Source organism: Marinococcus sp. LNHM3E3-2.2 (assembly GCF_056034385.1).
In genome coordinates this window covers 122,307-142,892 of record NZ_JBQLIC010000005.1, presented here as the reverse complement: position 1 = coordinate 142,892, position 20,586 = coordinate 122,307, and the positions used below count along the sequence as shown (strand labels likewise).

Annotated in this window: 19 protein-coding genes; 11 read left to right on the top strand and 8 right to left on the bottom strand. The window is 47.4% G+C overall.

The annotated features are described in order from the left end of the window. The first annotated feature begins 410 nt into the window (after positions 1 to 410). Together ACTRXF_RS09025 and ACTRXF_RS09020 are read left to right on the top strand one after the other, a co-directional pair. A complete protein-coding gene (locus ACTRXF_RS09025; protein WP_474278771.1) occupies positions 411 to 1,346 on the top strand; it encodes a helix-turn-helix domain-containing protein in 936 nt (311 codons plus the stop codon). Positions 1,347 to 1,462: 116 nt separating this feature from the next. Continuing rightward, complete coding sequence (locus ACTRXF_RS09020) at positions 1,463 to 2,350, top strand: diacylglycerol kinase (RefSeq protein WP_474262448.1); 888 nt, start codon at positions 1,463 to 1,465, stop codon at positions 2,348 to 2,350. Between the two features lie 28 nt (positions 2,351 to 2,378). Here the strand turns inward: ACTRXF_RS09020 and ACTRXF_RS09015 are convergent, their stop codons facing one another. The 4 genes from ACTRXF_RS09015 to ACTRXF_RS09000 all read right to left on the bottom strand — a co-directional run bounded on the left by ACTRXF_RS09015 (position 2,379) and on the right by ACTRXF_RS09000 (position 6,135). Next, complete coding sequence (locus tag ACTRXF_RS09015; protein ID WP_474262447.1) at positions 2,379 to 2,951, bottom strand: GNAT family N-acetyltransferase; 573 nt, start codon at positions 2,949 to 2,951, stop codon at positions 2,379 to 2,381. Positions 2,952 to 3,094: 143 nt separating this feature from the next. Next, entirely contained in the window at positions 3,095 to 3,466 is a 372-nt protein-coding gene (locus ACTRXF_RS09010) for a DUF779 domain-containing protein (RefSeq protein ID WP_474278769.1), read from the bottom strand. A 32-nt stretch (positions 3,467 to 3,498) separates the two neighbouring features. Further along, positions 3,499 to 5,022: an acetaldehyde dehydrogenase ExaC gene (gene exaC, locus ACTRXF_RS09005; protein WP_474262445.1), complete on the bottom strand. Its 1,524-nt coding sequence runs from the start codon at positions 5,020 to 5,022 to the stop codon at positions 3,499 to 3,501. Positions 5,023 to 5,154: 132 nt separating this feature from the next. Further along, positions 5,155 to 6,135: an aldo/keto reductase family protein gene (locus tag ACTRXF_RS09000; RefSeq protein WP_474278767.1), complete on the bottom strand. Its 981-nt coding sequence runs from the start codon at positions 6,133 to 6,135 to the stop codon at positions 5,155 to 5,157. Between the two features lie 172 nt (positions 6,136 to 6,307). On the opposite strand from ACTRXF_RS09000, the gene ACTRXF_RS08995 reads away from it, so the two are divergent. Further along, entirely contained in the window at positions 6,308 to 6,832 is a 525-nt protein-coding gene (locus tag ACTRXF_RS08995; RefSeq protein WP_474262443.1) for an N-acetyltransferase family protein, read from the top strand. On the opposite strand, the gene ACTRXF_RS08990 is transcribed toward ACTRXF_RS08995, so the two are convergent. Both ACTRXF_RS08990 and ACTRXF_RS08985 read right to left on the bottom strand, forming a co-directional pair. Next, complete coding sequence (locus ACTRXF_RS08990; RefSeq protein WP_474278765.1) at positions 6,820 to 7,545, bottom strand: potassium channel family protein; 726 nt, start codon at positions 7,543 to 7,545, stop codon at positions 6,820 to 6,822. The two genes, ACTRXF_RS08995 and ACTRXF_RS08990, sit on opposite strands and share 13 nt — an antisense overlap. Positions 7,546 to 7,560: 15 nt before the next feature. Then, positions 7,561 to 8,058, bottom strand: a complete 498-nt coding sequence (locus tag ACTRXF_RS08985) for an N-acetyltransferase family protein (protein ID WP_474278763.1) — start codon at positions 8,056 to 8,058, stop codon at positions 7,561 to 7,563. 129 nt (positions 8,059 to 8,187) lie between these two features. On the opposite strand from ACTRXF_RS08985, the gene rlmD reads away from it, so the two are divergent. After that, complete coding sequence (gene rlmD / locus ACTRXF_RS08980) at positions 8,188 to 9,576, top strand: 23S rRNA (uracil(1939)-C(5))-methyltransferase RlmD (RefSeq protein WP_474278761.1); 1,389 nt, start codon at positions 8,188 to 8,190, stop codon at positions 9,574 to 9,576. Positions 9,577 to 9,657: 81 nt separating this feature from the next. On the opposite strand, the gene ACTRXF_RS08975 is transcribed toward rlmD, so the two are convergent. Beyond that, positions 9,658 to 10,833 (bottom strand): DUF4317 domain-containing protein, encoded by a 1,176-nt coding sequence (locus tag ACTRXF_RS08975; protein ID WP_474262439.1) that lies wholly within the window; start codon positions 10,831 to 10,833, stop codon positions 9,658 to 9,660. A 122-nt stretch (positions 10,834 to 10,955) separates the two neighbouring features. Further along, on the bottom strand, positions 10,956 to 11,768 hold the full coding sequence (locus tag ACTRXF_RS08970) for a PRC-barrel domain-containing protein (RefSeq protein WP_474262438.1): 813 nt from the start codon (positions 11,766 to 11,768) through the stop codon (positions 10,956 to 10,958). 317 nt (positions 11,769 to 12,085) lie between these two features. On the opposite strand from ACTRXF_RS08970, the gene ACTRXF_RS08965 reads away from it, so the two are divergent. The 7 genes from ACTRXF_RS08965 (at position 12,086) to ACTRXF_RS08935 (ending at position 20,569) form a co-directional block, all read left to right on the top strand. After that, on the top strand, positions 12,086 to 13,594 hold the full coding sequence (locus ACTRXF_RS08965) for a pyridoxal phosphate-dependent decarboxylase family protein (RefSeq protein WP_474278759.1): 1,509 nt from the start codon (positions 12,086 to 12,088) through the stop codon (positions 13,592 to 13,594). 29 nt (positions 13,595 to 13,623) lie between these two features. After that, entirely contained in the window at positions 13,624 to 15,348 is a 1,725-nt protein-coding gene (locus ACTRXF_RS08960; protein WP_474278903.1) for an IucA/IucC family protein, read from the top strand. Next, complete coding sequence (locus ACTRXF_RS08955) at positions 15,329 to 15,916, top strand: GNAT family N-acetyltransferase (protein WP_474278757.1); 588 nt, start codon at positions 15,329 to 15,331, stop codon at positions 15,914 to 15,916. Before ACTRXF_RS08960 ends, ACTRXF_RS08955 begins: the two co-directional genes overlap by 20 nt. Next, positions 15,909 to 17,219 (top strand): lysine N(6)-hydroxylase/L-ornithine N(5)-oxygenase family protein, encoded by a 1,311-nt coding sequence (locus ACTRXF_RS08950; protein WP_474278755.1) that lies wholly within the window; start codon positions 15,909 to 15,911, stop codon positions 17,217 to 17,219. Before ACTRXF_RS08955 ends, ACTRXF_RS08950 begins: the two co-directional genes overlap by 8 nt. A gap of 39 nt (positions 17,220 to 17,258) precedes the next feature. After that, on the top strand, positions 17,259 to 19,058 hold the full coding sequence (locus ACTRXF_RS08945) for an IucA/IucC family protein (RefSeq protein ID WP_474278753.1): 1,800 nt from the start codon (positions 17,259 to 17,261) through the stop codon (positions 19,056 to 19,058). Positions 19,059 to 19,236: 178 nt separating this feature from the next. After that, positions 19,237 to 20,091: an STAS domain-containing protein gene (locus ACTRXF_RS08940; RefSeq protein ID WP_474278751.1), complete on the top strand. Its 855-nt coding sequence runs from the start codon at positions 19,237 to 19,239 to the stop codon at positions 20,089 to 20,091. A 52-nt stretch (positions 20,092 to 20,143) separates the two neighbouring features. Beyond that, positions 20,144 to 20,569, top strand: a complete 426-nt coding sequence (locus ACTRXF_RS08935) for an SRPBCC family protein (RefSeq protein WP_474278749.1) — start codon at positions 20,144 to 20,146, stop codon at positions 20,567 to 20,569. The last annotated feature ends 17 nt before the right edge of the window (positions 20,570 to 20,586 follow it).

The following is a 20,586-nucleotide window of genomic DNA, read 5'->3' as shown; positions in this document are numbered from 1 at the left end:
TTAATAAGTAAAAAAAAGAATCCCCTGCCAGCTAAACTGCAAGGGATACAAAAAATATAACAGGGGTAAGCTTGGTTAATGGTGTGAAACGTGTGTCGAGGGTGACGGTTTACAATTATTTAAAAATAATTACATTATTCCCGGCAAGTTAACTAGTAACTGGAAATCGCCAGCAGCACCAGCCGTTGTTACTAACCCTATAGCTACAGTCAATTTAATTAAATTAGCTTTCACTGAAAACAACCCTCCTACAAGAAACTCTGTAATTATTTTCTATATGCATTATGACATATACGAATATAAATATCTTTGGGCTTCTAATGCATTCATTGCCCAATAATTAGGGAAAAGCTCTAGAATTGTGGTAAAATCTAAAGTGATTAGAACTATAGTTCTTAAAAGGTGGTTGTATGGAAGATTCAAATGTTGGGAAAAAATTAAAAGATTTGAGACAGTACTACGAAGTAAGTCAAAGAGAACTGGCTGAAAATATTTGTTCTCAAAGAGCTGTTTCCAAAATTGAGCGGGGGGAAATGCAGCCGACCGCAGATATCCTCCATCAAATGGCAATAAAATTAGGAGTGAAGATCAGCTATTTTTTTGAAGATCACGAAGCTCCCCGATTTAACTATATACAGGAAACTAAGGATAAAATTGATAAACTGGTACGTATATATGAATTAGAAGAAGCAATGAAAATCATTAGACAGGAATTAAAAAATCCACTATTTCGAAAGCCTGTCCATCTTAAGTTTTTGTTATGGAAAAGAGCTGCCTGTCACTCTAAATTAACACTTGAAAAAGAAGAATCTCTGGAATTATTACAGTTAGCCCTGGATGTGGATACAGGTTCTTTAAGCATCACAGAAGAAGATATAGGTATATATATAAATATTGGTACAGTATATATGGATATGAACGAGTATAAAAACGCCATTTATTATTTTAATGAGGCTCTTGCTCTTTATACAAAACTTCCCGTAGCGCAATGGGATACTTCCAAAACAAAAATTTATATGAATTTGTGCATTGTATACTCCAAAGCCATGCAGTTTGAAAAAAGCCTGAAGGTCGCAAATGAAGGGGTAAAGTATATATACGACATAGAATCAGTGTATCTGTTAGGTGAACTTTATTACCAAAAGGGTGTAGCTTTATTTTATATGGGCGAATATGCGAACGCTTTACGGTCTATGGAAAAAGCTATGTTTATCTTGAAAGATAAAGGGCAAAAGATGTTTTATGATTTTATAGAAGAAAATTACCTGCGATTTCAAAGGGCTACCTTTGCGCAATATTCCAAGTTTAAGCCAAAAAATATCGACCCCACAGCCGCTACTGTTTAATGAATTAACAATAGTATACAATTAATTAGTAATGCATGTAACAATGACGGACAAAGATAGTTCTTTTATATATTAGCCAAATGAATTGAAATCTTCGATGTAATAGGGGTTATAATATGCGAAAACGAGCGAGAGTAATCTACAATCCAACGTCTGGAAGAGAGCAGATGGAGCGGCAGGTGCCTTATATATTAGACCGGATGGAGCAGGCAGGTTACGAAACATCAGCCTTTATGACCCGGGGAGAGGGTGACGCCCGGGATGAGGCACGGCGCGCTTCACAGGATGGGTTCGAAGCCGTAATTGCCGCAGGCGGGGACGGAACGATTTTTGAGGTCATTAATGGAATCGCTGAACAGGAATGGCGCCCCAAAGTAGGACTTATTCCGGCCGGAACGACGAATGATTTTGCCCGGGCCCTTGGACTGCAGGGAAAAGAAATCAAAGAGGTCTGCGACGTATTTGCGCGCGGGCGCACCCAGGGCATTGATATAGGAAAGGCGAACGGCTCGTACTTTATTAATATTGCTGCGGGGGGAAAGCTGACGGAGCTCACCTATGACACTCCGAAGGGGCTGAAAACGGCGCTGGGGCAGGCCGCCTATTTCATTAAAGGATTTGAGAAATTCTGGTCTCTGCACCCGCAGATGACGACTGTTGAATACGATGGAAAGCTTCTCGAGGAAGAAATTACAATGTTTCTCGTATCCAACACTAACTCCGTCGGTGGTTTTGAAAAACTTCTACCACAGGCAGAATACAACGACGGTTATTTTGATGTGCTTATCGTACAGAAAATGACGATGTTTGAATTCAGCCAGCTGCTGCGCCAGGCTCTGCGCGGGAGGCATCTGGAAAATCCCAAAATTAAATATTTTAAAGCAAAACAGCTTCGTATTGAGGCAAAAGAAGACATGCAGCTTAATCTTGACGGGGAATACGGCGGCCATCTGCCGGCGACGTTTGAAAATTTGTACCAGCATATCGAACTGTTCTGCCCATAAAAAAACAGCCGCATTGCCGGCTGTTTTTTTAATAGCTTTTCCATTCTGTTTTTAAAATAGCGTAAATCATCACGTCCCGCCGTACCCCCTGAATCAATAGTGAGCGGCGCAGTGTGCCTTCATGCACCATGCCAACCTTTTCCATCACCTTGGCAGAGGCTGTATTTTCGGTGAAACACCGGGCTTCAATTCGATGCAGGCCCATATCTTCAAAGCCGAAGCGGATAATTTCCCGTGCCGCTTCCGATCCGAACCCCTGATTCCAATGATCCGGGGCGAGCGTGTAGCCAATTTCCCCGGCGGCATGGCCCCGGTCCCAATGCACAAAATCGATGGTGCCGATTACTTTGCCGGAGTCCTTTCGTTCGATGCCAAATGGCGCCCGGTCGCCGTATTTATAGGAATTCATCGTGATATCCAGAAAATCTTTTGTTTCCCCGCGGCTTCTGTGGGTGTCCCACAAAACGTTGCGGGAGACCAGCGGATTGGAGGCGTATTCGTAAATGTCTTCAAGATCTGAATAACGCAAGGCCCGTAGTCGGAGCCTTGACGTTTCCAGGGTGGGGAAGGGTCTGAACGGTGATGTTGATGAATGATGCATAGGCCTTCATCCTTTACTGTAGCGCGCCCTCAAACGGTGCTTATTTCTTTGTTAATTATAGAATAATAAGAAATACCTAAAATGACAATAGGCACACCGGACAGAAAACAGGCATTCTGCGCAAATGCAGAATGCCTGAATGTTTAAACAGTAGAATTGTGTTCGAGCTCTGTGCGTTCTTCTTCGGAAAATACCCGGGAGCGGGTTAAAAACCGTTTACCCTCCGGTCCTTCTAGAGAAAACATCCCACCCCGGCCGTCGACAACATCAATAATCAGCTGTGTGTGCTTCCAGTATTCAAATTGATCCTTCGACATATAAAACGGTGCCCCGCCGATATCTCCCATATACATATCACTGTTGCCCGTTTTAAAGTCACCTTCCGGGTAGCACATCGGGGCGCTTCCGTCGCAGCAGCCGCCGGACTGGTGAAACATTAACGGACCGTGCCGTTTTGTCAATCTGTTGATTAGTTCAAGGGCAGCGTCAGTAGCGGTTACACGCTCTACTGCCATGAGACATCCTCCTTTTTAATGCTTCCGGCCGCTTAAAAGAATCCTTTCGGCTGTTCGCTGTAGCTGACCAGAAGGTTTTTCGTCTGCTGGTAATGGTCGAGCATCATTTTGTGGTTCTCCCGGCCAATACCTGATTTTTTATAGCCGCCGAACGCAGCATGCGCCGGATAGTCATGGAAGCAGTTCGTCCATACACGGCCAGCCTGGATCGCGCGTCCGAACCGGTATGCGGTGTTCATATCACGCGACCAGACGCCGGCGCCAAGTCCGTACAGCGTATCGTTGGCGATTTCCATCGCTTCTTCCTTCGTTTTAAAGGTAGTCACACTCAGCACAGGTCCGAAGATTTCTTCCTGGAACACGCGCATTTTGTTATGGCCTTTAAATACGGTCGGCTGCACATAATATCCCTGTGAACGGTCTTCATCGTCGACCTGGGCTGCTTCACCGCCGACCAGAACCTCTGCACCCTCCTGTTTCCCAATATCCAGGTAGGAAAGGATTTTATCGAGCTGTTCCTTGGAAGCCTGGGCGCCCATCATCGTGTCGGTGTCGAGCGGATGACCGACGTTGATGGCTTTAACGCGTTCAATAGCCCGTTCAATAAATTTATCGTAAATGGATTCCTGAATGAGAGCACGGGATGGACACGTGCACACTTCCCCCTGGTTCAAGGCGAACATGACGAAGCCTTCGATTGCTTTGTCGAGATAAGAATCGTCCTCGGCCATTACGTCTTCAAAGAAAATATTCGGTGATTTGCCGCCAAGCTCGAGCGTTACCGGAATTATATTTTCCGAAGCGTACTGCATAATCAGTCGTCCGGTCGTCGTTTCCCCGGTGAATGCCACTTTATCAATGCCTTCGTGCTGGGCAAGCGGTTTGCCGGCTTCAACCCCAAAGCCGCTCACTACGTTCAGAACGCCTGGCGGCAGAAGGTCTTCAACGAGCTCAAGCACCTTGTAAATCGACGCTGGTGTTTGTTCAGCCGGTTTGAGAACGATGCAGTTGCCGGCAGCAAGTGCAGGAGCGATCTTCCAGATCCCCATAAGAATCGGGAAATTCCACGGAATAATCTGGCCGACAACGCCGAGCGGCTCATGGAAATGATATGCTACAGTGTCATCGTCGATCTGGCCGATTGTTCCTTCCTGGGCACGAATAACGCCTGCGAAGTAGCGAAGATGATCGATGGCAAGAGGGATATCAGCATTCAGTGTTTCCCTGACAGCTTTGCCGTTTTCCCATGTTTCGGCAACGGCCAGCATTTCAAGGTTTTCTTCCATCCGGTTCGCCATTTTATTTAAAATATTGGAGCGTTCGGTCGTGGACGTTTTGCCCCACGCTTCCTTTGCTTTATTGGCTGCTGCCACTGCCGCATCAACGTCCTCTTTCGTTGAACGGGCAATCTGACAGAAAACGGTACCGGTAACCGGACTGACGTTATCAAAATATTCGCCCTGGGCCGGCGCTCTGTATTCGCCTCCAATAAAGTTATCGTATTTGTTTTTAAAATGTACGAGGCTTTCGGGGGTGTTTGGTGCATCGTATCTCATGCAAAATCCTCCTTCGTTTTAGAGAAAAATTGGAAACGCTTACACAAGTTCATTATAGCACCATTTAAAAATAATGAAAATATAGAAGTTCTGAATATAAAAATAATCCCGCCGGCTGCGGCGGGATAGTGTTTAATGAAGCCTGGAGGTCACATCTTCGATTTCCTGAAGGGTGCTGTCGATTTCATCGAGCAGATTGTCCGGAAGTTCAAGCTCTGCAGCTTTTAAATTTTCTTCGAGCTGTTCGGGACGGCTCGCTCCAACAATGGTAGAGCTTACGCCCGGCTTTCGGAGAATCCAGGCGAGGGCGAGCTGGGAAAGCTTAACGCCGAGCTCGTTACGGGCTAAATTCTCCAGTTTTACGACATTTTCGAGAATCCGGTCATCCATAAAGCGTTCCATAGCGAAATTAATATCTGAATTGGCAGCACGGCTGTCGGAAGGAGGCTGCTCGCCCGGACGGTATTTGCCGGTTAAAATGCCCTGGGCAAGCGGGGAAAAGACGACCTGTCCGAGCCCTTCACGTTCGCTGATTGGAAGGACCTCTTTTTCAATGTAGCGCACGAGCATATTGTAGATGGGCTGGTTCGATACCGGCCGGTGAAGATTTCGTTTATCAGCAATATGTGCCGCATCGCTGATCTGGGCACCGGACCATTCGCTGAAGCCGTAGTACAAAATTTTGCCCTGGCGCACAAGGTCATCAAGCGCCATCAGCGTTTCCTCCAGCGGAGTATCGGGATCATAGCGGTGGCATTGATACAGATCCATGTAATCCGTACCGAGCCGCTGCAGGCTGGCATCGCACTGCTCCATGATGTGCTTGCGGGAGAGTCCGCGGTCGTTCGGACCGTCTCCCATTGGAAAATACACCTTCGAAGCCAGCACGTAGCTGTCCCGGTTGTAGGAGCTTAAAGCTTTGCCTACGACCTTTTCCGCTTCTCCTTTATTGTAGACGTTCGCCGTGTCAAAGAAATTAATGCCATTTTCATACGCATGGTGAATAATGTTACCAGCAGTCTGGTCCTCCACGGAGGAGCCGTAGGTAAGCCAGCTGCCAAGGCCTATTTCACTTACTTTTACGCCGGAGTTCCCTAATCGACGGTACTTCATGCGAACACGTCCTTTTCATAAGTATAATTCCCTGCGGCAGAGAGACAGGTTACGTGAAAGGTATTCCTTTGTTCATTAAATTGTAAACAATTTGCAGGCGGATGCTGAAATAAACAAAAGAAAAACAGGTATGTTATTCTAGGAAAAAAAGCAGGATAAGGGGTAGATGCACGTGGACTATTACATAGCGAGAATGCAAAAGGAGCATTGGCCTGAAGTCCGGGACATATACGAAATGGGAATTATGAGTGAGCATGCGACATTTGAAACGGAGGCGCCGTCATGGGAGCTTTGGTCAGCGACGCACGATCTGGCCTGCCGTCTCGTTGCTATCGACACTACAACTGAAAAAGTAATCGGCTGGGCAGCGCTTGCCCCGGTTTCCGGCCGGGAAGTATATGAAGGCGTAGGCGAAACGAGTGTCTATATTCACCAGGATGAACGCGGCCGCGGTGTGGGTGGAACGCTTCTGGAAGCATTAATTGAAAAAGCGGAAGCGGAAGGCTACTGGATGCTGCAGGCCGGCATTTTTCCGGAAAATGACTATAGCCTGCGTATTCACCGGCGTAAAGGCTTCCGAGAGGTAGGTGTACGGGAGCGTATCGGCAAAATGCAGGGACGCTGGCGCGACGTGGTGCTGCTTGAACGCCGCAGCCAGGTGGTGGGCGTGGAAGAGGAAGACAATTACGATGATTGATCTTCCTCTTTTTTGTAGCGTTCCTTCCACTTTTCAAGCGAAGCGATCATATCATCCATCTCTTTTGCTGTAAGCTCCGGATAGCGGTTCAGCGTTTCCTGCACGTGCCGGGCTTCCGGCGGAAGCGTGCGGTTATCATGAGAGAAAAAGGCAGCTACAGTACCGGTAACAATGCCGATCAGTCCGATGCCGACGATCATCAGGATGCTTGCAATAATACGTCCAGCGGTCGTTACCGGATAAAAATCACCGTACCCGACCGTAGTCGTTGTTACAACGGCCCACCAGAGCGCTTCTTCGTATGTATGAAAGTCAGGTTCAATCCAGCGCATTGAGAGACTGGCCGCAAACAGCAGCACGCCGACAATGATCACTGCCCGGTCCACCTGATATTTAGAGAAAAAGACATCAAGCAGGGAATGCCGGCGGCTGAACAGCACGATCAGACGCAGAATTTTCAACAGACGGATGAGACGGGCAGCCCGGAAGATTTCCCCTAGCGGCAAAATGGCGATCAGCTCGAGCGGATTGCTTTTAATGTACTGCCACTTGTTGTCGCTCGCAAAAAAGCGGACGCTGAAATCAATTACAAATAAAATATAAATAAATATATCAAGCGCCCTGGATTGGTCAGGCGGCAGATCTACCGTTAAGGAAAATATTAAGAGAGCGGCAAGAATCAGCTCATAAATTGCTTCAAATGAAATGCGCAAGGTTGGTGCTCCTTTCTACAGCAGCTTAGCCATCATAATTTCATTGACGTATGTCCCGTGGGCGAAAAGCGACTCCTGTTTAACGCCTTCAATCTGAAAGCCGAAGCGTTCATAGAGTACACGCGCCCCGGCATTTTCTTCTATTACGGTCAGCTCCAGGCGGTGAAGCCCGCGCTTTCCAGCCCATGCTTCGATATGCTCAAGGAGCCGTCTTCCAAGACCCAGGCGGTGATAGGCGGGCAGGATCCCTATAACGACAGAGGCGGTCAGGCAGTTGCGGATGGTGCTGCCGCCGACGCCCATCGCGTGGCCAACCACCACACCCGCATCTTCCACAATAAAAAGCACAAGATGATCCTTCATAATAAACTCGTTCACCATATGCTGATGCTGCTCGGCTGTTGGCTTTCGCTCTCCTGGTTCCATCAGCATATAAGATGTTTCATTATCGAGCTGCTGACTGAACGCCAGGTGAACGTTCGCATCCGATGGTTCAATCAGACGGATATCCATATGTATCTCTCCGTTCTTTTTCATTTGCTTATAGTATTCCTATATTATAGCGTGCGAACAGACGGACGCCAAACCACTCCTGTGTTACAATTTTGCTGACAGACTAGAATGAACGGAAGGAACGAAATAATGAGTAAGCAAAATAAGCCGGAAGCCCCGGTAGAAAAAAATGAATTAATAGAAACGACAATTGAAGATTTAACCCATGAAGGGCACGGGGTCGGAAGAATTGACGGATATGCACTGTTTATTCCGTACGCTCTGCCCGGCGAGCGTGTGCAGGCGAAGGTTATTAAAACAAAAAAAGGCTACGGCTTTGGCAAGCTTATTACTGTTCTTGAAGAAAGCAGCGAACGAACGGAAGCGCCGTGCCCGATTTATGTGAAATGCGGAGGCTGCCAGCTGCAGCATATGAACTACGATGCCCAGCTCCGCTATAAGCATAAGCAGGTGAAGGATGCGTTTGAACGGATTGGCGGCCTCGACGAAACAGTGGTCCACGATACGATCGGGATGGAGGATCCGTGGCGCTACCGCAACAAGGCCCAGGTGCCGCTTGGTGTAAAAGAGGATGGCCGGTTAAAAGCGGGCTTTTACCAAAAACGGACACATAACATTATTGATATGGATGAGTGTATCATTCAGCAGAAGGAAAACGACGCTGCCGTTCAGCAGGTAAAAGACATTGCCGACCGATTTGGCATGAGCGCCTATGATGAAGAAAGCGGACGAGGCTTTCTCCGCCACGTCGTGACGCGTTATGCACCTACCACCAGCCAGCTGATGATTGTCCTCATTACAAACGGTAAAAAAATACCGGAGGAGCAGGCTTTTATCGAAGCTGTGCGTGATGAAGTAAAGGATACCGCAAGCATCGTTCAAAACGTGAATACGAAACGAACGAACGTCATTTTTGGCGACCGGACAAAAACGCTGTGGGGCGAAGACTATATTTACGACCACATTGGCGATGTGAAATTTGCGATTTCCGCGCGCTCCTTTTACCAGGTAAACCCGGTCCAGACAAAAACGCTGTATGACAAAGCACTGGAGTACGCGGACCTGCGCGGTCATGAAACGGTTATTGATGCCTACTGCGGCATCGGAACCATCTCGCTGTTTCTCGCAGAAAAAGCGCGTGAAGTGTACGGCGTGGAGGTAGTTCCTCAGGCCGTGAGTGACGCTAAGCGAAACGCCCAGCTGAATCATTTTGATAACGTAACCTTTGCGACAGGAAAAGCAGAGGAAGTGATGCCGTGGTGGGTAAAAGCAAACGGGCTGCGACCGGACGTTGTTGTTGTGGATCCGCCGCGGAAGGGCTGCGACGAACAGTTACTTGATACGATGCTTGAGGTTGCTCCCGAACGTATCGTATATGTTTCCTGTAACCCGGCGACACTCGCCCGCGATTTAAAGCACCTCGTGGAGGGCGGATACGAGGTCGTAGAAGCCCAGCCGGTGGACATGTTCCCGCAGACAACGCATGTGGAAGTGGCCACAAAATTAGTGCGAAAGTAAGAGGGAGTATGCAAAAACGCCGCCGGCCCAGCTGTATATTAAAAAACAAGGAAGGTCCCGCCCGGGGCCTTCCTTGTGTTATTACTGAGTATCTTCGCCAAAAGCCTCCGGCAGCATTTTAAAGCCTTCGATCTCTGCGTCCTCTTCAATCTCAATCATAATACAGCGTTTTCCCTGATAGTTGACCTGTCTTACGTATTCAAGATCCTGCGGGCTGATCGCAATGTTGGCGATTTTCGTGTTGATTTTAATGGATTTGGAATTGTATTTCGGCACGATGCTGCTTGCTTTCAGCTCATAGGTTTCGTTATCGGTCACCCGCTGAAACGCTGTTTTTACTTTGTCGGTCTCCACTTGCTCGCCGCTCTGCTGAAGCACCCGTTCCACGTCTTTATAGTCGAGCGTCGGCGGGGTATCCTCTTCATTTTCTTCGACGACCCGGTGAATTTCGCCGTAGACGTTCGCAAGTGTGGTGGGGTTCATCTGATCACCGACCACGTCTCTTACTATATCCTCAAATACTGTTTTGTTTTCTTTGGCGGTGACGATCTCTTCTCCGTTCAGCACATCTTCGATAAACCGGTAGTCGGGTTCGTTGGGCTTTGAAGCTGCATAGAGCACATGATTGACGTCAGCGGCCCCTTCCGTCATCGCGGGAAACAAAAAGCCGGCCAACGGATGTTTAAGATCAATGACCGGATCGGCCTCGACCTTGTATTTGAATTCCTTCTCAATGTAATCAAACTGCATTTCTTTTTTCGGCTCTTCTGTCTTATTGATGCTGCAGAGAATAAAGGAATTGGAATATACTGCATCGCGGTCGCTCGTTTCTGCTTCCTCATTCCGCTGTTTTGCCGGTTTTAAATAATCGGCACGGATAAAGGTGATTACGGTGTCTTTTTCATACGGGTGGTCTTCAATCATTTTTTCGGTCATGCGAAGCATCTGTTCCTTCCAGTCTTCAACATTACGGCTTAAAAGACCTTTGTGGAGAATGAACTGGCTGGAATCTTCAACGTCCTGCTGAAATTTCAGCTCGAATAATTTTTCATCCAGCTGCCCGGTGAGAACTTTTTTAAAATTGGCCATAAACAGCTCCTGCTGGTCGCTGTCGAGCATTTCGAACGGCTGACTCTGATAGTGATAAATATCGGTCGTTTCTTTCATTATGTAAACGTTAAAGATGTCGGAGATCGTGAGCAGATCATTGTCTGTTTTTAACTGCCTTCGAAGGTCGGCAATATCTTTTTTATCCATAGGTAGTCCACTCCTGAGCTGTTTGAAGGATTATTAGCTTATTTATTTTAACATATTACAGCGGTTCCGGATTCGGCAGATATAAAAAAGCCCGCTGCTTTTAAACAGCGGACAACTTTCATTTATCTATTCGAGGGGCTGCCGAAGTGACGGCGGATTTCTTCACCGTAATCATCGGTTAATGTCATGGATGCTTCGTAATCAGGTGAATTTTCCACCGCTTCGCGGCTCACACTGGTGGTGGCACTTTCGTCCATGGCACTGAACTGATTAAACCATTCCACTGGAACGAGAGAGTGGTCACTTGACAGTGCACCGGCAGTATCAACCTCGATGAACTGAACGCTCCAGTCGTTTGTGTCAAAAACCACGTCAGAGATCGTGCCGATACTTTCACCGCCTGCATCGACATCATAACCGCGAAGATCCTTCGTACTCTGCAGGTAGTAGTCTTCTTTGTTCCGGGCAGCTTCCATTTCGTTTTCTTCCGCACCGGTAACGGCAGTGTCATGGGCGGGACGTGCGTTATTATCGTCATCATCGTTAGGGGCGAACGGGCCACCTACAGGCATAACCGGCCCGGTTCCGGTACTTCCGGCTGTTGGAATCCAGTAAGGCTCTAAGTTGTAATAATTTAAAACAGAAGCTTCGTAGGAACGGGAAATAGGTTCGTGTTCATCCGGCTTCGGACTGTCTTTAATCTGGTCTTTCGAGGCATTCATCTGAATGGCCTGGCCGGCAAGGTCGAGACGGCTGATCAGCTGGGGGCTGAGCAGAACCTTTCCTCCCACAAACCACGTGCGGGTATCAGCGACGAGAAACCGTACCTTCCATTCGCCTCTGGAATCGAAATAGACGTCGGAAATGGAGCCGATTGCTTCTTCATCGGTGGCTGAGATCCAAAATGCCTGAAAATCTTTTGTGCGTACGAGCAATTGCTGCACCTCCTGAGGATAGTTGTTGATATACGGCTTATTACCTCATAGGGGTGTTTTTAAACTAACGACGTTAGCTCTTAAAAGCAGGTGAATATTAAGTCACAATTTGGACGGGAGAAAGGGTAATAGACCTAAACCGTTCAACTGGCCGATACCAACCTTTGTATCAATTCCACAGCAGTTGTTGACTTTGATAATCATTTTCAATTAGTGTGTACATTGTAATTAACAGCTTGAAACAGAGCTTTTATTTTTTCAGATTAATTGATAATGATTTTCATTATCTATAAATAACAGATCATGGAGGAGACGATATGCCGGTTGTAAAGGAAGGGTCGCACACCGCATTTGATAATGAATTTCTAACAAACATCGGTGATAAGCAAAGAACGCTCGAAATGTTAACCCAGACTTCTGCCTATATAGCGGATTTTTTTAATGAAAATGAAAGCCCTGTGGCCGCAGAAGAAGAACTGCAGGTAAAACAATTCTTTCACGGCATAGAGCATGAACATACTTTTGATAATGTGCTTGACGAAGTAATGGAGCATATTATGAAACGCTCCTTAAACATCAGCCATCCTCATGCGATGGCACATCTGCACTGCCCGCCGCTTTTATCCGGGGTGTGTGCAGATTTGATCGTGAGCGCTCTAAATCAATCGATGGATTCCTGGGATCAAAGCCCAGCAGCGACAACAGTAGAGACAGAGGTGGTGAACTGGCTGTGTGAATTGTATCAGCTGCCTCAAACCGCTGCGGGAACATTTACGACTGGAGGGACTCAGTCGAATTTTATGGGGCTGCTGCTTGCAAGAGACCAATACTGCGTCCGGGAGTTGTCACATGATGTGAAAGCCGATGGCCTTCCTCCGGAAGCATCCAGATTCAAGATTTTTTGTTCAGAGGAGGCGCACTTTACCATCAAAAAATCGGCTGTTCAGCTTGGCCTCGGAGAACGGTCAGTAGTAAGGGTGCCGACAGATGAGCACAAAAAAATGAACGCCGGTAAGCTTGAAGCCTTCATTCAGGAGGCAAGGGAGTCCGGTGACCATCCCATTGCCGTAGTGGCTACGGCCGGCACTACTGATTTTGGAAGCATTGACCCGCTCCAGGAGATTCGACGTACAGCAGACAAAGAAAATCTATGGATGCATGTGGACGCCGCCTTCGGCGGAGCTTTGGCGCTCAGCAGCAATCAGGCTGTAAAGCTCGACGGGGTGCATAAAGCAGATTCGCTGGCGGTGGATTTTCACAAATTATTCTATCAGCCAGTCAGCTGCGGGGCTTTTTTGGTTAGGAGCCAGGATACTTTTCGTTTTATCAGACACAGGGCGGATTATTTGAACCCAGAAGACGACAGCGAGGAGGGCTTTACTAACCTCGTGGACTATTCGATGCAGACGACCCGGCGCTTTGATGCACTTAAAATATTGATGACGCTCCGGACTCTGGGTACGGAAAAATGGGCGGAAATGATCGGGAAGGGCTTAAGACAGGCGGGGCGTCTCGCGGAAAAAATTAACGATGAGCCGAACCTGTATCTAGTAATGAAACCAGAAATGAATGCAGTAGTGTTTAAATACTGCACAGAAAGCTCCTTTGAAGAAAGGGAAGAAGACGAGGTCAATAAAGAAATTCAGCAGCGGTTGTATGCTTCAGGTGAAGCAGTCATTGCCAAAACGAAAGTAGACGGCAGGCAGTTTTTAAAGTGCACGCTGATCAATCCTTTAACGGAAGAAGAGGATATTGATCACGTGATTCAGGCCGTGATTGAAATGGGCCGGGAAATTGAAACCATACGAAAGGGGCAGAAGAAGTGAATACTAAACAAACAGCAGCAGAGGCTTCGATGCAGAGCCTTCTCAATTGTTACTTGCGCGAGACCGGAAGCGGTGCCTGGGGAGAGAAGGAATGCCGTGTGGAGCTTTCTCATCAGGAGATAGAGCTGATACTCCCGGTTAAATACCGGTCCCTGACACATCGTCATCTTTTCCGTTTTCCACTTTATTATAGAACCAGCGAAAGCAGTTCTCTAGTTGAATTGGATGTGCTGACCACCGGGGCTTTGCTTTTGAAGGAACTTTCGCTTGCGTACGCTAATAAGGGAGGGCAGGAAGAAATGATGCAGCGTGTACTGCAAAGCTTTGAACTCATAGAGCTGTTTTTAGAAGCACGCAGGGAGGATAAAGGAGAAGTTATCTCCCGCTATATTGATTCAGAGCAGAGCCTTTTGCTCGGGCACCTGCTGCACCCGACCCCTAAAAGCCGGCAGGGTATGGAACGTAAGGAGGAAGCTGAACTGTATTCCCCGGAAACAAAAGGACGTTTTCAGCTGCATTTTTTCCGGGCTCCGTCAGCCCAGGTAGAGGAAGCCTCGATGGAAGAAGAAAAAGCGGCAAATATCGTAAAAAAAGATCTTCAAAATGCCCCGGAGACAGAGGAATTATTTAAAAAACACTACTGCCGTCTGGATGATGGATATGCCCTGCTGCCGGTACATCCGCTTCAGGCAGAAGCTATGCTCTGCGAGGAGTCGATTCAACGGAAAATGGAACACGGAGAATTAGATTATCTTGGCCCGGCAGGCCGAAGCTTCACAGCGACTTCCTCGATCCGGACCCTTTATCACGAGCAGTCACCGTATATGTTTAAAGTTTCAATTCCAGTGAAGGTTACTAATTCACTGCGTGCCAATCAAAAAAAAGAACTGGCTCGCGGCATAGAAGTGGAAAAGCTGATGCAGAGCCGGATTGGAAAAGATGCAGCACAGTTTTTCCCGGAGTTTGAAATTATACGTGATCCAGCATATATCACACTTAAAGGTGAAGAAGAAACAGGCCTGGAAACGATTATCCGGCGCAATCCGTTTCAGGAAAATATGGATGACCAGGTGTCACTGGCCGCAGGGCTTGTCCACGATGCATACGGGGAAGGCAGTATGCTCAGCAACATGATTCGAGGTCTTGCCCGGGCGGAAAACCGGAGCACTGCCGAAGTAAGCAGGGACTGGTTCCGGCGGTACTTATCAATATCCCTGCATCCTATGCTCTGGCTGTATATGACTCACGGCATTGCGCTTGAAGCCCACCAGCAGAATTCTGTCGTTCGTTTTACCGGCGGCTATCCGAAAGTGTTTTATTACCGGGACAATCAGGGCTACTATTTTGCCCACTCAAAGGAAGCGCACTTGAAAAAGTATGTGCCGGAGCTGAATGCTTCAAGCGACACTGTATGCGCAGATGATATTGCAGATGAACGCTTCCGCTATTACTTCTTCATCAACCATTTGTTTGGGCTGATTAACGGCTTCGGAGCTTCAGGCCTGATTGAAGAAGCGGAACTGCTGCAAATACTCCGAGAGGAGCTTGAAGATGCGGAAAAAGCATTCGGCCGTTCCCGCCTGACCCAAAGTCTTCTTGAATACAAAAGCATCCCGTCCAAGGGCAATCTGCTGACCCGCTTTTTCGACATGGACGAATTGGTGGGGTCCCTTGCCGAACAGTCTGTCTATATTCATATTTCAAATCCACTGACTGCAAAGGAGTGCATGCAGCATGAAAACGAGGCAATCTAATTACCATATTTTTAGCCGGGATCCGGGAGAAGAACTGGATGAACGTCTTCAGTTTCGTGAGGTGGATGAACAATCTGATCTGGATCTTCTGCACGGGTGGATGCACGAGGCGCATGTCGTACCATTCTGGCAGCTGAATATAAGTAAAAGCAGCTATCAAGCGCATCTTCGAAAGGCACTGGCGGATAATCATCAATCGCTATATGTCGGGGAGCTTGATGGCCGCCCGATCAGCTACTGGGAGGTGTATTGGGCAGCAGACGACATAATTGGTTCCTATTACGAGGCGGAGCCGGAGGATCAGGGCGTTCACCTTTTAATTGGGCCACCTGAAGAAACAGGCAGGGGACTTGCCTTGCCGCTTTTAGAAGCTATGCTTTCGAGGCAGTTTGACCATCCTGGAACAAATCGGGTGATCGCTGAGCCTGATATTACCAACGGCAAAATGATTCATGTGTTTAAAAAAGCGGGATTTGAGCCTGTAAAGCCGGTGGATCTGCCTGACAAACGTGGACTTTTAATGGTCTGCACCCGTGGGACATATGAAGGAGGAGACCGCGATGGCTGAGGAAATATACGATGTATTAGGGGTAGGAATTGGACCGTTTAACCTGGGGATGGCGGCACTTGTGGAAAATGTACCGGAAGTGAAGGGTCTATTTTTGGATGAAAACGATAGATTTGAATGGCACGGCGGTATGCTGCTCGAAGGCACCAGCCTTCAGGTTCCATTTCTTGCGGATTTGGTCACGCTGGCTGATCCAAAGAGTCCTTATTCCTTTTTAAATTACTTGCAGGAAAAGGAAAGATTATATCATTTTTATTTCTATGAGAAATTTCATATTCCGCGCCGCGAATACAATGACTACTGCCGGTGGGCAGCTGAAAAGCTTTCCTCCTGCCGGTTTGGGCAGCGGGTTGTCGAGGTAGAATTTTTGAAGGAGAACGGGCTGTATAAAGTAGAAACAGAAAATACTGGCACAGGGAAAAGTAGGTGCTTCCATTCCCGGCATGTGGTAATGGGTACCGGTACGAAGCCGGCGCTTCCCTCATGGATGGAAAACGGAAGAGATGTTTGCCACTCTGCAGACTACCGTTACCGCCGGAAGGAACTGCTCCAAAAGCAGAGTATCACAGTGGCAGGCTCTGGTCAGAGCGCCGCTGAAGTTTTTCTCGATCTGTTAAAGAAACGGCCGGAATATGGATACAGCCTCCGCTGGTATACGAGGTCATCGGGGTTTTTCCCGATGGAATATTCCAAGCTCGGACTTGAACATTTTTCGCCGGATTATACTGGTTATTTTTACCACCTTGACCCTGACACAAAGGAGCAGCTGCTCGAGAAGCAGGATCTGCTGTATAAAGGGATCAGCGCTGATACGATTGCGGCCGTATATGACGAGCTGTATGAGCAGACAATTGGAGGGGAAAGCCAGGATATAGTTCTTCAGGCAAATACGGAACTTACGAGTATGGGTAGTACGCCGGCTGGCGATATAAAACTGTTTTTGAAGGAGATTAACTACGGCACAGAGTATACAGAAGAAACAGAAGCACTGATCGCTGCGACAGGCTACCAGCCATCCCCTCAGCCATTTCTAAGAGGAATCGAAGCTTATCTGCAGCGTGATGCATACGGGCGGATGCAAATTGATGAAAAGTACCGTGCAGTGCAGGCTGAGCAGAACCGCTATGTTTTTATTCAAAACGGCGAGATGCACACGCATGGTGTTGGAGCGCCGGACCTCGGGCTTGGAGCGCACCGGAACGCGGTTATTATTAATCAAATCGCAAACCGGGAAGTTTACCCCGTCCGGTCTGAAAATGTCTTTCAGCAGTTTAAGAGAAAAACGGCCGGGGCTATCGTATGAAGCTGAGCGCCATAATATTAAAAGAAAGGAAGGAAGCAGATGAATTCATATACGGCGGAGTCCGCGGAATCTGTCCAACAGCTGCACTGGGAGGAGGCGAACCGGCGGTTAACGGCTAAAATGCTTCAGGAATTCCTGTACGAGGGTATTATCGACGCAGAGGTTACCGAAGAGGGAGAGCTGCAGAAGCTTCAAGTGAAAACAGCTCAGGCAGTTTATGCATTTTCGGCGCGCAAGCGGTTTTTTGACAGTGTCCACGTGTATCCGGAAAGCATAGTGAAAAAAGAAGGGAAATCAGAAGCGCCGGTCCGGGCGGACGCTTTTCTGCTTGAACTACAGCAAACAGCTCCAATTTCGAGTGAAACAGCGGGGCATTTGCTGAAAGAATATTATCATACCCTGACAGCAGACTGCTATTTGCTGGACAAAAGGACGACGGCTGCCGAGCTTGCAGACATGGATTATCTGCTGCTCGAAGGAGAAATGAACGGCCATCCGTGGATCACATATAATAAAGGCCGAATTGGCTTCAGCTTTCAGGATTATCTTTCTTATGCCCCTGAACATAAGCAGAAAGTCCATTTATTCTGGATAGCGGTCCACAGGGAAGCTGCTTCGTTTCAGACCCTGCATTCTGATGGTTACCGCCAGTTAATAGAGCAGGAGCTGGATGAAACCGAGCGCAATTATTTTAGCAGTCTAATAAGCCGTGCCGGGGAAGAACCGGATGACTATTATTACATGCCGGTGCATGACTGGCAGTGGGACAATTACATCGTAACGCTCTACGCTGAGTATATTGCCAGAGGGTGGATTATTCCTCTGGCGTATTCAAAAGATGCGTACCTTCCGCAGCAATCGATTCGTACGTTCGTCAACACAGAGCATAAAACAAAAAAACATGTGAAGCTTCCGCTAAGTATTTTAAATACACTCGTTTACCGGGGGCTGCCAAGCGAGCGGACAAAAGTGGCACCAGAGGTGACCAAATGGATTCAAGCCATCAAGGACGAAGACCCTTTTCTGCGGGATACGTGTGAGGTGGGGCTGCTCGGGGAAACAGAAACAATCGATGTGCCGCATCCCGGGTTTCATCATCTGCAGGGAGTGCCGTACCAGTATACAGAGATGCTGGGTGCTGTCTGGAGAGAAAGTATTTATACGGCAGTGGAGGATGAAGAAAAGCCAGTAACGCTGGCGGCTCTTTTGCACGAAGATGCGAATGGAAAGCTGTTGGTTCAGGAGTATGTGGAACGTTCAGGGTTAAGTACGAAAGCGTGGATAAAGCAGCTGTTTGATTCCCTGCTCCCTCCGCTGCTGCACTACATGTATAAATACGGCACCGTTTTTTCTCCTCACGGGCAGAATACAATTGTTGTATTAAAGAACTATGCCCCGCAGCGGCTGATCATGAAAGACTTTGTGGATGATGTGAATGTGAGCGATCAGCAGCTGCCGGAGCTCGAGGAGCTTCCAGAGGAGTTAAAGCAGGTTCTTCGGTGCGAGCCGCCGGAAGGACTAGTGCAGTTCATTTTCACCGGGTTGTTCATCTGCCACTTCCGCTATCTGGCGGATCTGCTCGACCGGAAGAACTTACTTACAGAAAGTATATTCTGGAAACTGGCTGTGGAAACAATGGAAGCGTACGAAAAATGCTTTCCGGAGCTGAATGGACGCTTTGAGCTTTTTAATCTTTTTCAGCCGACCATGGTGAAGCTGTGCCTGAATCGGAACCGGATGCTTGATTACGGCTACGGTGACGGTGATGACCGCCCGCACGCTTCAGAGCATGGGTATGTGGGCAACGCCCTCTATATGGTTCGTGCGCATAACGAATAAGTCAGGGATCTTCCCTGGCTTTTTTGTTTGATAATTTATCTTTGTGATGAATTACATAATTAGTACATAAATATATCGTACTAAAGACACATGTATTGTTTAGAAAGGGGAAACGTATTATAATAATTCTAATGTACAAATCATCCCCTCAATCAATCTAAATGTGGAGGAACATAAATTGCAAAAAGAATATAGTCTGGATTCGACTGAATTCCCGTCACTCAAATCTGTTTCGCAGAAAATGTTTGATTTAATAGCCGACCAGCTTGATGTGAATACAGCGTATATTACAAAGCGCGGCAACAATGAAATGACTGTCATCAGCACGTTTAATAAAAAAGAAGAAATTATTCCCGAAGGCTATTCGGTAGAATACAGTGATACGTACTGCAGGAAAATTATTATGAACGAGGAAGACGCACTCTGTACAGAAGACCTGACAAAAGATGTGATGACAAAAGAATTGGAGGTAACCTCCCAGCTGCAGATGAAAGGATTCCTCGGTGTCACGCTGACCGATCTGAACGGCAATGTATTCGGCACGCTGTGTGTTATGGATCCCGAGGAAAAAATATTCAGCCAGGAGGATGTAGACTACTTAAAAGCCATGGGAGAGGTGCTTGCACATATTATCGAGCTTGACCACACCCAGTACAATCTTGGATTTTTAAACGTGCCGATTATTCCAGTCAGAAAAGGTATTTCGATTCTTCCGGTTCAGGGAATTATTGATGAAAAACGGGCTGAAATTATTACCAGTACCGTTCTGGAGTACGCGGCAGACCAAAAAATTGAGCACCTTGTGATTGATTTGTCAGGGCTTGTGATCGTGGATGGTGAGTTTCCGCACGTGTTTATTAATGTCATTCATGCCCTGAAGCTAATGGGAGTTAACATTTTACTGACCGGAATATCTCCGGCGATCGCCCAGCATGAATTAAGCAACAATGAAATTTTAAAAATGAATATCCACATCTCAAGAAATCTGGAATCTGCGCTTGAACATATTGGTTTTCATCTGCAGTCTCAATAAAACCGGCCCTTCTGCCGGTTTTTTTAGTAGCCAAAGCACAGGGAGGGATAAGATGAAGCATGAAATCATGATAAAAGCATCCAGGAAGACAGTATATGATTGTTTAACGGATCCAGAGAAGCGGGCAGAGTGGAGTCCGGAAATTATCGACATTACATATGAGCATTCACCTGAAAAGGAAGATGCGTTATTCACTCAGACCCAGAAAGCTGGGCGCTCCGTCTACGTATCTGAAGGGAGAAATCTAAGTGTGAAGGAGCCGGAGTTATTCAGCTATGAATTGACTCTCCAGCAAATGCATATTGTCATTACCTATGAATTAAAAGAGCGATCGGCATGGACCGAAGTCGTCCAGACGTACGAATCCCGTCAAAACCACCGTTTTGGCCGGGTGCTTGGGGCGCTCGTACGTCCGCTGACGAATAAGCTTGCTAAGGATATACTGAAAGGGCTGAAAAGGTACAGTGAAGCATCATAAAAAACCGCGAAAATATT

What these genes read in the sequence shown, in the direction of transcription:
- ACTRXF_RS09020 (WP_474262448.1), top strand. Translation starts at nt 1,463, where the DNA reads ATGCGAAAACGAGCGAGAGTAATCTACAATCCAACGTCTGGAAGAGAG.
- ACTRXF_RS08950 (WP_474278755.1), top strand. Translation starts at nt 15,909, where the DNA reads ATGGCTGAGGAAATATACGATGTATTAGGGGTAGGAATTGGACCGTTT.
- ACTRXF_RS09015 (WP_474262447.1), bottom strand. Translation starts at nt 2,951, where the DNA reads ATGCATCATTCATCAACATCACCGTTCAGACCCTTCCCCACCCTGGAA.
- ACTRXF_RS09000 (WP_474278767.1), bottom strand. Translation starts at nt 6,135, where the DNA reads ATGAAGTACCGTCGATTAGGGAACTCCGGCGTAAAAGTAAGTGAAATA.
- ACTRXF_RS08960 (WP_474278903.1), top strand. Translation starts at nt 13,624, where the DNA reads ATGCAGAGCCTTCTCAATTGTTACTTGCGCGAGACCGGAAGCGGTGCC.
- ACTRXF_RS09025 (WP_474278771.1), top strand. Translation starts at nt 411, where the DNA reads ATGGAAGATTCAAATGTTGGGAAAAAATTAAAAGATTTGAGACAGTAC.
- ACTRXF_RS09010 (WP_474278769.1), bottom strand. Translation starts at nt 3,466, where the DNA reads ATGGCAGTAGAGCGTGTAACCGCTACTGACGCTGCCCTTGAACTAATC.
- ACTRXF_RS08945 (WP_474278753.1), top strand. Translation starts at nt 17,259, where the DNA reads ATGAATTCATATACGGCGGAGTCCGCGGAATCTGTCCAACAGCTGCAC.
- ACTRXF_RS08975 (WP_474262439.1), bottom strand. Translation starts at nt 10,833, where the DNA reads ATGGATAAAAAAGATATTGCCGACCTTCGAAGGCAGTTAAAAACAGAC.
- ACTRXF_RS08985 (WP_474278763.1), bottom strand. Translation starts at nt 8,058, where the DNA reads ATGGATATCCGTCTGATTGAACCATCGGATGCGAACGTTCACCTGGCG.
- ACTRXF_RS08955 (WP_474278757.1), top strand. Translation starts at nt 15,329, where the DNA reads ATGAAAACGAGGCAATCTAATTACCATATTTTTAGCCGGGATCCGGGA.
- ACTRXF_RS08965 (WP_474278759.1), top strand. Translation starts at nt 12,086, where the DNA reads ATGCCGGTTGTAAAGGAAGGGTCGCACACCGCATTTGATAATGAATTT.
- rlmD (WP_474278761.1), top strand. Translation starts at nt 8,188, where the DNA reads ATGAGTAAGCAAAATAAGCCGGAAGCCCCGGTAGAAAAAAATGAATTA.
- ACTRXF_RS08935 (WP_474278749.1), top strand. Translation starts at nt 20,144, where the DNA reads ATGAAGCATGAAATCATGATAAAAGCATCCAGGAAGACAGTATATGAT.
- exaC (WP_474262445.1), bottom strand. Translation starts at nt 5,022, where the DNA reads ATGAGATACGATGCACCAAACACCCCCGAAAGCCTCGTACATTTTAAA.